Origin of the sequence: Paenibacillus cisolokensis (assembly GCF_050481165.1) — a bacterium.
In the GTDB taxonomy this organism is placed as follows: Bacteria; Bacillota; Bacilli; order Paenibacillales; family Paenibacillaceae; genus Paenibacillus_AH; species Paenibacillus_AH cisolokensis.
Genome location: NZ_JBCNFP010000140.1, coordinates 38,007 through 53,887 on the forward strand (window position 1 = coordinate 38,007; position 15,881 = coordinate 53,887).

At 64.9% G+C, this 15,881-nt stretch carries 9 protein-coding genes; all 9 read right to left on the bottom strand.

Translation table 11 applies throughout. The features are described from left to right. Positions 1–193 precede the first annotated feature (193 nt). On the bottom strand, positions 194–1,864 hold the full coding sequence (locus ABEV74_RS20085; protein WP_430148906.1) for a hypothetical protein: 1,671 nt from the start codon (positions 1,862–1,864) through the stop codon (positions 194–196). A 70-nt stretch (positions 1,865–1,934) separates the two neighbouring features. Continuing rightward, complete coding sequence (locus ABEV74_RS20090) at positions 1,935–4,034, bottom strand: YyaL domain-containing protein (RefSeq protein ID WP_430148909.1); 2,100 nt, start codon at positions 4,032–4,034, stop codon at positions 1,935–1,937. A 174-nt stretch (positions 4,035–4,208) separates the two neighbouring features. Next, a complete protein-coding gene (locus ABEV74_RS20095; RefSeq protein WP_430148912.1) occupies positions 4,209–5,294 on the bottom strand; it encodes a sialidase family protein in 1,086 nt (361 codons plus the stop codon). Between the two features lie 17 nt (positions 5,295–5,311). Beyond that, positions 5,312–7,960 carry a family 78 glycoside hydrolase catalytic domain gene (locus tag ABEV74_RS20100; protein ID WP_430148914.1) on the bottom strand — a complete coding sequence of 883 codons (2,649 nt, stop codon included), beginning with the start codon at positions 7,958–7,960 and terminating at the stop codon, positions 5,312–5,314. Continuing rightward, positions 7,950–9,548 carry a glycoside hydrolase family 28 protein gene (locus ABEV74_RS20105; RefSeq protein WP_430148916.1) on the bottom strand — a complete coding sequence of 533 codons (1,599 nt, stop codon included), beginning with the start codon at positions 9,546–9,548 and terminating at the stop codon, positions 7,950–7,952. Before ABEV74_RS20105 ends, ABEV74_RS20100 begins: the two co-directional genes overlap by 11 nt. Before the next feature lie 27 nt (positions 9,549–9,575). Continuing rightward, on the bottom strand, positions 9,576–10,556 hold the full coding sequence (locus ABEV74_RS20110; RefSeq protein WP_430148919.1) for a sialidase family protein: 981 nt from the start codon (positions 10,554–10,556) through the stop codon (positions 9,576–9,578). 109 nt (positions 10,557–10,665) lie between these two features. Then, positions 10,666–12,177: a hypothetical protein gene (locus tag ABEV74_RS20115; RefSeq protein WP_430148922.1), complete on the bottom strand. Its 1,512-nt coding sequence runs from the start codon at positions 12,175–12,177 to the stop codon at positions 10,666–10,668. A 25-nt stretch (positions 12,178–12,202) separates the two neighbouring features. Beyond that, positions 12,203–13,138: a pectinesterase family protein gene (locus tag ABEV74_RS20120; RefSeq protein ID WP_430148924.1), complete on the bottom strand. Its 936-nt coding sequence runs from the start codon at positions 13,136–13,138 to the stop codon at positions 12,203–12,205. Between the two features lie 30 nt (positions 13,139–13,168). Continuing rightward, positions 13,169–15,880, bottom strand: a complete 2,712-nt coding sequence (locus ABEV74_RS20125) for a hypothetical protein (protein ID WP_430148926.1) — start codon at positions 15,878–15,880, stop codon at positions 13,169–13,171. Between the last annotated feature and the right edge of the window lies 1 nt (position 15,881).

Sequence of the window (15,881 nt, forward strand, 5' to 3'; positions counted from 1 at the left end):
CGTCTCCTCCTCACCTTTAGCAGTGAGTAAATTTGCAATGTTTTCCATTACCCGAGTCCATTTTACCGTATTAGCTGGGGCCTTGGGAATGGTTGAAGCAAGCGCGAAAATGCGAAGGGCCCTGTGTCCGGCTTTGACCACCAAAGCTGGGCACAGGGCCGCCCGCGGCAAAAGCGCCGCTTCTGCGGATGAGTTACATCTGACTATTTTCAGCTATTTCGAATTCCAGCGTAAAACCAGCCGAATCCCCTTTGTACATCCGAACCTCCGTTTCGCCGAAGCGCTGCTTCCAGCAATCGCCGCTGCCAAGGAATGGGGCGGTCGCCTCCTTCACCCGGTCGTCCGTCAGGAAGGAACCCGTCGTCAGCCACATACCGGAGCCGGTCAGCCGGCTTTCCTTCATCTCCGCGGGCACGAGCCAATCCGCGGCAATGACGACGGCCCCTTCCTCTGCCTTCTTGCGCAGGACGGCTAGCGTCCGGGCGGAAATCCGCGAACCGGCCGCGATAACCAGCTTCGCCCGGCCGATGTGACGTTCGTCCGCGAATTCGTCGAACGCAAGCACGTTGTTCAGTGGATAGAACAGCGGATGCATCCCCTGACCGATCGAATCCGGGCCGCGTTCCAGCGGGAACCGGTCGTCCGGCACTTCCGCCTTCAGCCGGTGGCGCGGAAAATCAAAGCCGGGGATATGCATGCAGCTGCCGTGCGCCGGAATCGTCCCGTGGCTGAGCAAATGCCAGACGTGGAACACGCTTTGCGTCGTCTCCGGCGCGGGAGCGGACCGATTGCCGAGCAGACGGGCGTTCTGACCGTAGTTGCCTTCGTCGGCGAAGACGAACGCGATATCGGCTTCCGCCTCCGCATGCGACCAGGCGAGCGGATGAGCAGGAACGAAGCCGCGGGTAAAATCGAGCCAAGCCTCGCCGAATTCCGTCGTGCGGAACTTCCCGTCGCCGTATCGGAGCATCGCATCGGCGTTTTCGACGAACAGATGGGAAGGTCCCATCAGGTAGCCGAGCCGCAGCGCGGAAGCGAACTCCTCCGGCGAGTGGCCCGGAAATCCCGGCGTGCGGATGAACCAAGGGCCGACGTCCGGCCCCCACAGGTCGGCGCAAATCCACAACGGACGGCCGTACTGCTTCGCCGCGCCGAGTGCGGCGGCCAGCTGCAGCGACTGGAACGATTCCTTCATCAGCTTCGGGCAGGGCGCCATGCCTCCCCGCGCATGGAGGTGAAACATGACCGGAAAGACGTGCTCGGCCACGAGCGGAACGGAGGCGGGGTCGATCCCCGCTTCCACGAGCAGCCGCTTGACCCGTTCGACCCGGTCCGCTACGGCGCTCGCCACGAGTAACGCCGACTGTTCGGGCGTCAGGCCGTCCGTCGCGCCCCAATGCGGGAAGAAGCCGTCCTTCCGGTATTGCGCCGCGTTGATCTGCAGATGCTCCGGTTCGTCGTACAGAAGCCCGATCAACCGTCCGCTCCGGGCGACCGCGAGCAGCTCTTCGTCCGGCACGTCGTAGCGGTTCGTCCCCTCGATATGGGGACCGTTAATGTTGCCGTATTCGTTGCCCAGACAGACGTCCATCCCGTGCTTCCGCATATCCGCGATCAAGTCCGCTTGACCGGCCAGATCGGGGAACATGTGGTGGACGTAGAAATCGGCGCCGAGCCGCTTCATCTCCGCCACGAATGCGGCGGCGTCCGGCGTAGGATCCTGTGACGGCACGATGCGGCCGGTGCCGGTTCGCATGATCCGGTCGGACCGCTCGCGCGCCCACGGATCCTGCCAGGCCGCGACGGAGCCCTGCAAGCCGAGCCGAGGCCTGGCAGAACCTGCTGACGCGTATCCGTCGTGCATCGTTCTCATCTCCTTCTTGTCCCGCGCCTTGCGGGACGAATGGTAAGCCTCGCCCGTGGCGTCGTCACTGCTATCCGCAATCGTCGCGACGGTATTCCGCTTCGTCGCGCAGCCGCAGCGCGTTTGCGAGCACGAGCGCGATGACCCAGGACGGATTCCAGACGTTGCTGTGTCCGCGCTGATGGTAATGCGTCTGGTAAAACCCTTCCCCCTGTTCTCCCACGACGGTGAAGCCCCATTCCCCCGGGCTCGTGCAGATGCCTTGTCCCATCGCATCCAGCGTCTGCCGGCCGGCGTCGGCATACTCCGCGTTGCCGGTCATGCGGCCAAACCGCCACATCTCGTACGCCGGGAAGAAGACGTCCAGATGATGGTTCTGCACGCTGACGCCCGGCCATCCAACGGCATAGAACCCGTTGTCCCGCAGCGGGGAGCCCCGATCGTATGCGGGATTCCACACATAGACGAACGTCAGCAGCCAGTCGGCGGCCACTTCCGCCCGCTCCCGATACCGGTCGTCGCCCGTCAGCGCGAACAGCTCGAAAGCGGCGATAAAATAATACATGCCGGCTTCCTTGTCCTCACAGCGGGCGTCCAGCGTCGAGCGGGCGAACGGCCGGTCGAACGTGCGCGCGTGCAGGTCGTAATAGCGTTCAAACGTCTCCTCAGCATGGCGCAAGTACCGCGCGTCGCCGGTTACCCGGTGCGCTTTGATGAGTGCGACGACGCACGGTATGCCGGCGGCGGTCGTCATATCGTCGCACGGCGCGCCGTCCGTCAGCCAGCCGGCCGGATAGATGCCGGACGGAAGCAGGGAGCCGAGCAGCCAGTCGGCCGCCTCGCGCAGCGCCGTCGTCCACGCCTCGGGCGTCTCCCTTCCGCGCTCCCGATACAACAGTACGATATCGGCCAGATCCGCGATCGTCTCCCCGTAGGCGCGGCTCGAGACGCCGCGGCGGCCGCCCAGATTGAACGTTCCCCACGTCCGGCTCTCCAGCTCGTACGAGCAGCTTCGCAGACCGGGAACCGATGTGGCGCTGCCCTGTATATAGAAGTCGACGGCGCGCCCGCACCGGGAGATGCGCTCCTCGTCCCCGCCGTCGAATCCGAGCTTCGCGTCGCACCAGGCGAGCTTCAGGCATTGTCCCGTCCAGCCGTACAGGAAGTGGAACGGCTGACGGCTCACCTTTCCGAAATCATTCGAATCGTTGAATTTGACGTATCCGGCCGCACCGTTCTCCTCGCGCCAGCGATCGTCCAACGCATTCGTCTTCAGCCGCACGATATCATCCAGGGTAAGCGGCCGGGAGCTTTGCGGCCTGAACAGCTCCCGCCCCTTGCGGACCGCTTCGCGAAAGCCCCAGCCCGGCTGCGGCAGCCTGCCCCAATCGAGGACGTAGCGCTTCTTCAGCGATTCGCCCGGTCCGAGCCGCACATAGCCGCCGGCATACGGTTCGGTCTTGCTTTTGCCCGTATAATAGACGTCCTTGTCGCCGTTGAACATCAGTACGCCGCTCATGACGGCGAGCGAAGACCGGCCGCCCCGCCGCAGAACGCCGAGCGATCCGTAATGCACGGCGCCGTCCTCCGTCTCCGTGAAGGAAGGGATGGTGAAGAGCGACAGGAACCTCGGTTCGCCCCCTTCCGTCCATTCCGCGTTCGCACAAGGGATCGGCAGCCGATGCTCCTCGCAGACGAATCCTTGATCAGTCCCAAGCTTCGGCACGACCCGCTGCGGATCGGCCGACGGATTGTTGTTGTAGATCATATGGGGGATCGTTATTTTCTCCCCATCCCTGTCCCCCAGCCCGAAGGCAAGGCCGAACGCCGCGTCCTGCAGTACGCGGTCCCCGCGGTTCGTCCAGCAAGCCGTCACGTGCAGCAGACCGCGATCGTCGAACGTCCAGTCGAGCGTCACGGCGACGCCCCGCACGCTTCCTTTCATCCGAATCCGCCCGTCCTCCAACTCGATGGCCGGACGCTCCGGCCGGACCGGCTCATCGTCCCACGGCCGCCCGGTCGAAGCGAGCAGCATCCGGTCCAAATGTCCATCGTAATAAGGAAGCCGCTCCCCTTCGGCGTGCAATTCGAGGCGGATGCCTTCGGGACTTTCAATCAGATTCGCGAGCCTCGTGCCGTTAGGACTTTTCAATGTATAATTCCGGGTCATAACCCCTCCTGACTTCATCCTGCATTAACCCTCTTCCATTCGAAAACGGCATCGTTGAGGGCCGCCTCCAGCTTGAGTAGCGCCTCCTCGTTCAACGAACAAGTGATCGCGACGGGATGCTCGTTCATCGCGCCGCCCCTTTCCCCGACTCGCGTTTTGAAAGTCCGTCGCCGGTTACAGCCCGGCAAAGCTCATCCGGCTTGCCCACTCCTCGTCCACGCGAACATATTTGATCGCCTTGCGCAAGTAGGAGAACGCGATATGCAGCTTCCCGTCGCCGGGCGCGATAATCGACGGATACGAATAGCCGACTTCGCGCTCCTTGTACTCCAGGTCCGCCGTCTGCACGTTGCGGATATAAGGCCACGTTTTGCCGTTGTCTTCCGATATGGCCAGCGTAAGCGGCGTACGGAGCGTCTTGCGGCGGAAGCCATCGCCCTTCTTCACCCACCGGAACTGGTCGCGCTCGATGGAGGCGTTGTTGAAGATGAGCGCGAGGCGACCGCCTCCGAGCGAGACGAGCTGCATCGACGAATTGTTGTTCGGCAGCGCGCTCTTCTCGGGCACGGACCAGGTGTAGCCGTTGTCGCGGGAGACGCTCGTATAGATCCGGTCCGCCTCGCGGCTGCGGAACATCGCGTACAGCGTGCCGTCGTCGAGGACGACGACGCTCATCTGGACCCGGTGGACGCTGCCCGGCACTTCGCGCTCCTCCCATGTCTGCCCCCGGTCCGTGCTGATTTTGACGGCGCTGTAGTGTCCCCCGGTTTTGCAATAATAGATCGGCAGCAGCCAGTCGCCGTTCGGCAGCACGGCTACCGGATGGCGCAGGAAGACGCCCGGATCGTCGAACAGCACCTCCGGCGGCCCCCACGTCTCTCCCCGATCCTCCGAGATGCGGCGGACGACGCGGGCCGTCTTCTGGTCGTGCGGCTCGTTGGACGTATGGAACAGCCACACCCTGCCGCTGCCGCCCGGTTCCTGGAACAGAACCGGATTTTGCTCCGATCGCTCCGGATCGTTCGCTAGGACGACCGGTTCGGTCCACCGGTTCGTCCCCGCCGGCAGCCTCGACATGACGACGTTCGTGTCCGGGTTGCCTTCGCCGCTACCGGAGAACCAGACGCAAAGCAGATCGCCGTTGTCCAGCGCGAGCAGATTGGCGGAATGGCTGTCCGCCTCGTATTTGATCGGAATGAACCCTTCCGTCATCTCCGGATCGTTCTCCGACGGTGCTATGATTCCGTTGAATCGTTCCATCTTGACACGCTCCTCCATCATTCGTGAATCGCCGCCGGCACGGGCACGCATTCGAACGCATAGGTTCCCGAGCCGACTTCCTTCGTCGTCTCCCCGTCCAGCGCCGGGAAGGGCAGCCGGATCGTCGCGGTCGTGTTGACCGGAATCCGCACTTCGATCCGAAACTTCCCGTCCCGCATCTGCCAGGCAGAGCCGATCGTCCCGTACATCGACTCATGCTCCGCCCGCACTTCCGCAATGCCGCCGCCCGGTCTCGGCGCGATCCGGATATGCTTGAAACCGGGCCGCTCCGGATCGGTGTCGATTCCGGCCATATAGCGGTACAGCCATTCTCCGACCGCCCCGAAGGCATAGTGATTGAACGAATTCATCCGGCTTCCGTTGATCGCACCTTCTTCCGTATAGCCGTCCCAGCGCTCCCACATCGTCGTCGCCCCGCTGCGGATTTGGTGCAGCCAGGAAGGGAACGTCTCCTGCAGCAGCAGCTCGTAAGCCGCATCCGTATAGCCGTAATCGCTGAGCGCCGGCAGCAGATGCCGGATGCCGATGAATCCGCTCGTCGGATGGCATCCCCCGGCCTTCACCTCGTCGGCGAGATGCCGCGCGGCGAGACGCGCCGCCGGTTCGGGCAGAAGCCCCATCGCCAGCGCCAGCGCGTACGCCGTCTGGGTGCCGCCCCGAAGCCGGCCGTCCGGCAGCACGAAATCTTGGCAAAAAGCGGCCTTGATCCGCTTCTCGCGCTCCCGGTACCGGATCGCGTCCTCCTCATGGCCGAGAACCGCGGCGATCCGCGCCATGATCCCGGTGCTGTACGCGAAATAGGCGTTCGAAATCAGCTCCCGCGGCGTATCGGCATGCATGGACAGCCAGTCGCCGTAATTGTGCGTCAGCTCCGCCGGTATCCGGTCCTCCCGCGCGATGCCGGCCAAATAGCCCATGTACGATACCATGGCGGGATAGCATCGCTCCAAAATATCCGTGTCCCCGTACACCTGGTAGACCGTCCACGGAATGATGACGCCGGCGTCGGCCCATCCGGCGCTGTACGGACGGGTCCACTCGGTTCCCCGGCGCTTCGCCACCTTCCGCTGATGGTAGCCGCAATTCGGCGCTACATCGGAGAACGAGCCCGAATCGAGCTGCGCGTCGCACATGTCGGCCGCGTATTTGGCGAAGAAGCGGGCCGACTCCATGTTGAACGTCGCTGTCCGGCAGAACACCTGGGCGTCGCCGGTCCAGCCGAGCCGCTCGTCGCGCTGCGGGCAATCCGTCGGCACGCTCACGAAATTGCCGCGCTGCCCCCAGACGATGTTGGCATGCAGCCGATTGACGAGCGGATGGGACGTCTCGAAGCGGCCGGCTTCCGGTCCGTCGGTGTGGATGACGACGCCGGTCAGCGTATCGGCATCCGGCTCGTGGGAAAGACCGCTCACTTCCACGTACCGGAAGCCGTGATACGTGAAGCACGGCTCGTACACTTCCGTCCCTTCGCCCGCCGCAATGTAGACGTCCCGCTGGACGGCGGTGCGCAGATTCGCCTTGTACAGCTTGCCGTCCGCGTCGAGCGCCTCCGCGTGGTCGATCGCGATCGCCGCGCCGCGCGGCGCGCTAGTCTTCAGCCGCACCCGGCCGACCATGTTCTGGCCGAAGTTGAACAGATAGACGCCATCGCCCGTTCGCGTGACGGATGCCGGGCGGATCTCCCGGGTGGCGCGCACCGGCGGATCGGGCTGGGCGACGAGCTTGCCGCCGTAGCGGTCGCCGCGGTACGGTAGCTCGATCGGCCGGCTCCAGCCGGCGTCGTCGTAGCCCGGTTCGAGCCAGCCGTGCCGCTCCAAACGGGCGTCGCACCATTCGCCGCGGAAAATTTCCGAATACCGGAGCGCGCCTTCCGACACCCGCCACGTCTCATCCGTGACGATCGTCTCCTTCGTCCCGTCCTCGTACTCCAGGTGAAGCTGGACAATCAGATACGGACAATACCCGTACGTCCGCTTGCCGACCATCGCCAGCTTGCCGCAGTACCAGCCGGTGCCGAGCATGGCCCCGATCGCCTGCTCGCCACCGCCGATGAAGTCCGTCACCTCGAACGTCTGGTATTGAATCCGCTTGCTGTAATCCGTCCATCCCGGCGCTAGCTCGTGGTCGCCGACTCTCCGCCCGCCGATGAATAGCCGGTAGACGCCGAGCGCCGAGCTGTGGACGACGGCGCGCGCCACCGGCTTACGGACGCGGAACGTCCTGCGCAGGTAGGTGACCGGCCGGTATTCCTCGCTGTGCGGCACGTCCATGCCGATCCACTTGGCCTGCCAATCGTCCGGATCGAGCAGGCCCATCGTCCAGCTCGCCTGACGGCTCCAGCCGGCCGACACACCGTCCCGATCCCATACGCGTACCTTCCAATAGTATCGCGTCCCCGATTTCAGCGGCTTTCCCGCATAGCGGACATGGACCGACTGGTCCGAGAGGACGCGTCCGCTGTCCCACATGTCGCCTTCATCGCGGCGGAGCGCTTCCGCATCCGTCGAGACGAGCACCCGATACGCCTGCTGGCGCTGCCCCCGCTCCTCCGATGCGAGCTTCCAGCTGAACCGCGGCCGGCGCGTATCGAGACCGAGCGGCTCCTCCGCGTATTCCGTCAGCAGCTCTACGACTTCAATCGGCACCGATTCGCTCCCCCCCATCCCGGACGATCCGGATTTGCGCCGGGTCGGCTTCGGGACCGCATTCGACCGCGCCTTCTCCCGGATCGGAAGGGAAGCGGATGACGATGCGGCGCGCGGCCGCCCCGTCAACCTTCGCGTATGGCCTCGCCGATCCGCCGTCCGCCCGTTCGATCCGGATATCTCCGCAATCGCGCAGCGCGAAGGGCGGATCCTCCCGGCAGACGATGCGGATATCGGACAATTCGGCGTCCTGCACCCGCTCCAGCGAAATCCCTTTTTTCGCCGTCATATGCACATGCCGGAACCGGATGTTCGAGAACGGCATCTCCGGCAGCCCTTTCATGTATATGGCCTGATGGGCGCCGACGCAGCGGATATGCTCGAACGCGATGTCGCGGAAGACCGGCGTCTCCTCCGATATCGGCGCCGTCTCCGGTTGATCCGGGCCGCCGTGCCCGTAATACAGGCTGAACGTGATCGCCTCTTTCGCGATGGCGGTCATCCGAATGTTGCGGACCCGGATCCGCTCCACGACGCCGCCTCGCCCCCGGGCCGATTTGAAGCGCAGCCCGGTATCCGTTCCGATGAACGTGCAGTTGTCGACCGCGACGTCGCGCACGCCGCCGGACATTTCGCTGCCGACGACGAAGCCGCCGTGTCCGTGATAAACGACGCAACCGCGGATCGCGATATGCTCGCACGGCGCGCCGAGCTCCCGGCCGTCCCGGTCTTTCCCGGATTTGACGCAGATCGCGTCGTCCCCGACGTCGAAGTGCGAATCGGCGACTTCGACGTACCGGCACGAATCGATGTCGAGGCCGTCGCCGTTTTGCGAATGCCACGGGTTCTTCACCGTGACATTGCGGATCGTGACATGCTCGCACAACCAGGGATGGAGACACCAGCTCGGGGAGTTCCGGAACGTTGACCCGTCCAGCAGCACGCGCCGGCAGCGATCGAGCTGCAACAGCGTCGGCCGCAGAAAATCGCGCGCCTCAAGGTACGCCTCCATCTGCCGGCTCCCTTCCGCAAGCAGCCGCTTGACGATCGACGCGCCGCGCATCGCCCGCTCCGTCGGCCACCACATCCGTTCGCCCGGATCGGTGACGCCCCCGGAGTCGACCAGCGCCTTCCACTGGTTCTCGGTCATCTTCATCCGCTTCACCGGTCGCCATGTATCGCCGCCTCCGTCGAATATGCCTTCGCCCGTTATCGCGATGTCGTGCAAGTCTCTGCCGTACAGCGGCGAGACACAGCGGTACGTCCGCAGCCCTTCGTAGCTTGTCGGGACGAGCGGGTAATCGTCGAAGCGACGGCTGAACAGCACGAGCGCTCCCCGTTCGGCGTGCAGATTGACGCCGCTACGCAGCCGGATCGGACCGGTGAGCCACAGTCCGTCCGGAATCCGTACCGTCCCGCCGCCGGCGGACGCGCAGGCGTCGATCGCGCCGCTAATCGCCGCGGTATTGTCCGTCACTCCGTCTCCCGCCGCCCCGAAATCCTCGATATCGAACGTCCGGTCCGGAAACGTCGGCAGCTCGGGCAGAGTGATGCGCGGCTCGGATGCGGCCTTATGGATCGAATTCATTTGAAGCTCCCTCCTCGTCATTCCGGATTACGCCTCGAGCGGGATGCGACAGTACGCGATCCTCTCGCGCTTCCAGGTGTAGGCGACATGCAGCACGTTGCCGTCGGCGACGATAGCCGGATACGAATACTGCTTCTCGCCCTGGTCGATCAGCAGCTCGCTGTGCCAGGTCCGGCCGTTGTCGCCGGACAGCCGCATGACGAGCGGGCTGCGGGCGCCTTTGATCGTCCCCGGCTCCGGCCGGACCGGGTTGTAGACGAGCGCGAGCAGGCCGTCCTCCGTCCGGGTGAGATCGATGCCGCTGTTGTTGTTGGGCAGCTCCGTCGGATAGGCCGGACACCATGTCGCGCCGCCGTCGGCAGAGTCGCTCCGGTAGATCGCGCCTTCCGTGCTGCGGGCCAGCATATGGACGTTGCCCGGAGACGATTCCCACAGCGTCGGCTGGATGATGCCCTTGCCTATGAGCGAGCCGTGATCGAGCGGCACCGTCTCGCTGCGCACCCACGTCTCGCCGCCGTCCCGCGACAGATCGACGAAGCAGTCCCAATCCGGCTCGAGCGAGGCGGGCGCCGCGATCGTGCCGTCGGACAGGACGATCGGCTTGTTCTTGACCGGTCCTCTGCCGTCGACGTCGCCTTCGACCAGCGGCTTCGGATCGCTCCAAGTCTCGCCGCCGTCGGTGGAGCGCATGACCATCGTCGTCCACGAGGAGATGCGGAGTCCGGCCTTGTAATACAAGAAGAGGACGCCGTCGGCACGGCGGAACAGCACGGGGTTCCAGTGCGGGACCCCTTCTTCGCCCGCCAGCTTCACGGGGGCCGCCCAGCCGCTTTCCGTTCGCCTTGAAGCCCAGATGTCGACGTCGCCCGCCCCTTCGCGTGAGCCGCCGAACCAGGCGGCGACGATCGTTCCGCCGGGCAGTACTTCAAGCGTCGCCGCGTGGCAGCTTCGGAACGGGCGCTCCTCTTCGAAAATAAACTCCTTGATCACTTCGCCATATCTCGTCATGCGCGAATCTCCTTTTCCCGGTATCCTTCACGGGGTCCATTATAACCCGGCCCGGCGGGCGGGATTTGGGTGGAATCCGCCGCTACTATAGGGATATCCTGCACAGGTTCTAGCGGAACGCGGTCGCAAGGTCCACACCGATGCTAACCGCCGCGACATGGAGCAGGGAGAGCGGCGCCGGATCGTCCGTGAACACGATGCCGCCGCCTTCAAACCGTCCCTCCCGCTCATGCGCCGCCAAACACCGCTTCGCAGCGCGGAATGCCGCATCGAGCAGATCGGGGCGGCCCGTCGCCCGATGCAGCTCCAGCAGGCCGTACATGATGCGGCACTCCTCCGCCGTGGCGGCGAGTGGCGCCCGCTCGGGCGCCAAATCCGCGTCTTCCCCGTCACGCTCCCCGATGTCGCCGATGCCGATGCCGCGCCCGATATCCCGTGCCATCCGCCACAGGAACGGATCGCCGGTCGACCGGTAGCCCATCGCGTACATCCACAGAAAATCGGCGCCGGCCGGGATCGCGGAGATCGTCTTGCCCTTGGGGCCGAAGTAGCCGCGCCGGTCGAGCACGAGGCCTTCCAGCGGCCAGCCGTCCGTCAGCATCGGAGTGAAGCGGTTGTCCGATCGCCGGTACGCGACCCGGCCCCAGGCGGCCATCTCTTCGCACGCCCACCGCGCGAATTCCGCCCCTTCGTCTCCTAACGTCTCGCCGATCACCAGCTGGCAGCGCACGACGGCGGGAACCGGCTTGAACAGCGTGCTCTCGTAGACGAGCCGGTCTGCGGGGACGAGCGGCGCGATCTGGTATTGCGCACGGTCGCCGCGCACCGCCGGACCGGCGCACCAGGAATTCGCCGACTGGCTGAACTGATAGCCGCTGATGCCGATACCGTCTCTCCGCGTCTCGACATAACGGCCGGCGAGCCGCTTGGCCCAGACGAGCGGGGCGGAATCGCCGCTCAGCTTCGCCAGCATGGCCGCGCCGTAGTACAGGTCGCTGCCCGCGTTGACGAACGTGAGTCCCTTGCCCCAGAAGAAGACGCTTCCGCCCGCGTACACATGCTTCCAGACCGGTCCGCGCGGCGTGCCGTACGGGCCGTGGCGGTTGAAGTCAAGCTTCTTCCAATCCAGAATGTGGGCGTTCCACATCGCTTCGACATACCGCTTCGTCCCTTCGGGGTCCGCGCTCCACATCAGCCCGTAATCCGGGTAATGGCATTTCAGCTCGTGCACCTTCGCCTTGTCCGGCGCGAAGGCGAAGCGCCGATTTTCCAGATCGAAGGCGGTGTGGCCGCCCCAATAGATCAGCCCGCTAGCGTCCGTGCACGACTGAAGCAAATGGCGGAAGACGGCCTCCGCTGCTTCCCGGTAGCCCGGATCGCCGGTCAGGACGGACAGCGCGGCGAGCGCTCGGAGCCAATGCTGCTGGCTGGCCGGGCTCGCCAGCAGTGCCCGCCTGTCGACATGATCGTAATCGTGCCGGACCGGCGCGCCGTCCGCCGCGGCGACCGCATTGACGAATAGCGGAGTGCCCCCGGCCCGGTCGACCGCATGCCGCAGCACGAAATCCGCGTGCCGGATGACCGCTTTCAGCAGTCTTGACGCCCGATCGCCCGCGATCATTCCTTTCCCCGCCTCCTTGTCCGTCCTATCGCCCTTCCGCCTTCCATTCCGGGGCGGTCACCGCCTCCGGGTTCCAGCCGTCGCCGCCGGAGAGCGCGGCCGCCTTCCAGGCGGCGCCGTCGATCGGTTCCGGCCGCTTCGCCCAGGCGACGCGGCTTTCCGGATTCGCGCCGGGGCCGGTGCTGCCCCATTCGACGAACGTCGCCGTCTTCTCCCGTTCCGGATCGCGCCAATTGTTCCAACCTTCCGGATGGATATGGCGGTCCATCCACGAGTCGATGAACGCGACCTTGGCGTATGGCTTCCACGGCCTGCCAAGGCAGACCGTATGCTCGGGGGCGGCCCCGGTCAGCCGGCAGTTCAGGAACACGTAGCCGTACGCCTGCGATTCGGTTGTGGACGCCGCCGTCACGTAACCGTTATGCCTGCGGATGCTGTGCAGCTCGCACCGCTCGAACACCGCGGTCGCGGAGCCGAAGATGAAGTCGACCGTCCCTTCGATGAAGCAGTCCGCGTAATACTGACGCCCCGTTCCCGGCGTGTAGAGCGTATCCTGGTTGCCGCGGATGCACACGTCGCGGAAGACGGCACGGTCTCCGCCGACGGCCAGCGCCAGCGCCTGTCCCTTGTACAAGCCGGCCTGATTGGAGAACGTCAGCCGCTCGGCGTGAAAATCGTCGGCGTGCACGAATACGGTCGCGCTGTTGTCGTTGCCGATTTTGTGGCCGTCCGGACCGATCTTGTTCGCATAGTCCGATTGCACGATGACCGTTCTTTCCCGGCTTTCGCCGATCAGGCTGATCCCCCGGCGATCCGCCGGCACGACCACTTTCTCCTCGTACAATCCTTTGCGGATGTAGATGACGGTCCGCTCCCGCGCATTCGCCGGCGCCGCCAGCACCGCCTCCTGCACCGTACGAAAATCGCCCTCTCCGCGTCCGTCCACCACGATCGTCTTCATAACGCCCCTCGTCTCCTTTCCCTTCGTCCGTTATTCAAACAGCCAATCCAGCGTATCGACGCCGTCGCCCTTGTGCGACACTTCGCGCGGGCGAAGCGGCTGACTCTCCGGCACGGCGCCCAGCACCAGATAGGCCCCTTTGCCGAAATCGATGAGATGCCGTCCGGCTCCGTACCGGAAGGCGTGAACGTTGACCGAAGGATAGACGTACGGCTTCACGCCTTTGCGCAGAATCGGGGCGTAGCCGCCCTGGTCGTCGGCGTGCGTGTTCTCCTCCAGGCTCGGCGCCTTCAGCCACTGCTCGTCATTGGCATTGAAGTAGCCGACGAGCAGCCGCACGGGCCGGTCGAACTCGACGTCGAGGACGAAGCCGTCCTTCGCCGCTTCCGTCTGGCCGAAGCGGATACCCGTCAGTCCCTCCAGCTCCTCCGCGCAGCCGACGATATGGATGTTGCCGTCGGTGAAGATTCGGCTGCCTTTGCCGACCTTGTACGTTTCCGCCCCGCGCGAATGAAGGACGAACGGCGCTTCCTCGTAAGGGGGGATCGGCTCCTCCCGGCGGAGCAGCGCTTCCGGCAGCCGGCCTTCCCCGAGCTCCCGCACATGGAGCTTGAACCGTTCCAGCTCCCGCTCGTATTCCGGCAGGCAATCGGTCCAATGCCGGTACTTCAGGCCGTCGCGGAACGGCACTTTGCGCTGCGGCGTCTGCATGCTGTTGGCGAACCGGTACGTCTCCTCCGTCAGCCGCGCCAGCTCCCGGTAGCTCTCGACGCTCTTCTCCAGCCAATCGGCTGCTTCCTGCAGCAGCTCGTTCCGTTCGAAGAAGCGGCCTTTGACCGTATGCTTGTATTGTAGAATGAGCAGCGCCGCCTGAATCTTCTCCGCATAGAACCGGACCATCAGCCGGATCGCCTCGGCGTCCGCCGCGATCCGTCCGAATTCCTCGCGGCTCGCCCGCACCAGCCTGCGGGCGCGGTCGACCGCTTCCGCCGCTTCCCGCGCATGCCGCTCCACGTCCTTCAACATGTCGACGGGCGTCTCCCCGGCATGCGGCTCGCCCGCCAGCTCCCTCACGACATATTCCTCCAGCCGCTCCCCGGCGGGAGACTGGGATTCCCACAGGTCGGGCCATGGCATATGCCGCTCCGGATTCGTAAGCTGACTCATCGTCATGCCGAGGCTCATCGTCTGGCGATTGCCCTCGGTAATGCCGACGCGGCGCAGCAGCTTGGGCGCGCATTCGCCGAGCGCGTCATAGAGATCGAGGAGTGCCTCGCCCGCTTCCCGTCCGCCGAAGCGCTCGCCGATCCGCTCCGCCCAATAGGCGCGCTCGCCTTGCGGATCGCGGTCGGGATTCCAGGCATAGCGGAACCAGGCCGCGAACCAGATCCAGTCCCGGTCGAGCTGGCGCAGGAGAGGCTCCGCCTTGTCGGGGGCATACGGCCAGTCCCAGAAGAAGAGCGGGTACAGATGCAGCCCGTTCGCGCCGAGACGATATTTCGCCGCCTGCATCGCTTTCCTTATAAAGCTCGGAGACCCGTAGCGGAACGGCTCCAGATTGGCCAATATGTGCACGTTGACGATATGGATCGAATCGAGGGAGGCGAGATGACGGTGCGTCTTCTGCCATTTGCCCCGCGGCGTCCACGTCGTCAGCGATTCGCCGTTGTATTTCGCCTCCGTGTACAAATTCGGATAGCGGGCGATCGCGCGGCCGATGACGGTCTCCGGCTCGATCGCGTGCGAGCGCAGCACAATCGGCGGCAGCTCCGCCTTGTCCTTGTCCCCGAGTCCCGCCAGCACGCCGGGAATAATGACGTCCTCGAACCACTCCGCGCCGTAGATCTGCCCTTGCAGCGCTTCGCCCAGGCAGACCATCAGGCCGACGTTCGGAAATTCCCGCACGAACTCCGCGAGCGATTTCCGGTAATAATCCGCCGTCAGCGGCTGCGGCTTGTGCTGTCGCAGCGGCAGGCCGTGCTTCTCGGCGAACGGCAGCGGGATGTGGATATTGTAAAATTTGAGCACGACCCGGACGCCCCGGCGGTCCGCTTCCTCCGTCAGCCAGCGGAACGTCTCGACGTTGAGCCGGTACTCTTCCTCCGTCACTTCGAGCGCTTCGGGGTAATCTGCGAGCCGGACGAGCGAAGAGAACGGATGGCCGCTCCAGATATAGACGACGTTGCAGCGCTCTTCCAGCATCATGTCGAGAAAATCGGTCCACAGCCCGCGGTCGTAAAACCAGGGGAAGCGGTCCGGCGTAATCGGGTATTCGTACGTCTGGCGCGGCGGTTCGACCGTCGTCTTCTGGAGCCCGATCGCAGGTCCCCGCAGCGCGAACCGGGGGGCGTCGCCGAACGCCAAATCGTGCGGTAGCGAGCCGCGCCGGCGGATGCACCGCGCCAGCTCCTGACAGCCGTACAGCGCGCCGGTATCGCTCCCCCCGACGACGGCGATCAGCCCTCCCGGACAGACCGTCAAATAAAAGCCTTCGCCCTCGGGTTCCCCGGTATGGTACAGCAGCACGTCGCGCGCTTCCAGCTCGCCGAAAAAGCGGGATTCGCTTCTGCTCCCGACGACGATGACCGGCTTATCGTCCGCACGGTACGTATCCCATTCGAGAGGCCGGGAAGCGGCGGCGGCGCGGTACCCGCATTCGGCCAGCGCCTCCGTCAGGATGCGGATGCCGTGCTCGACGCGCGGACTAGCGGGCGACACCGTTTCGAGACACACCTCTTTCATA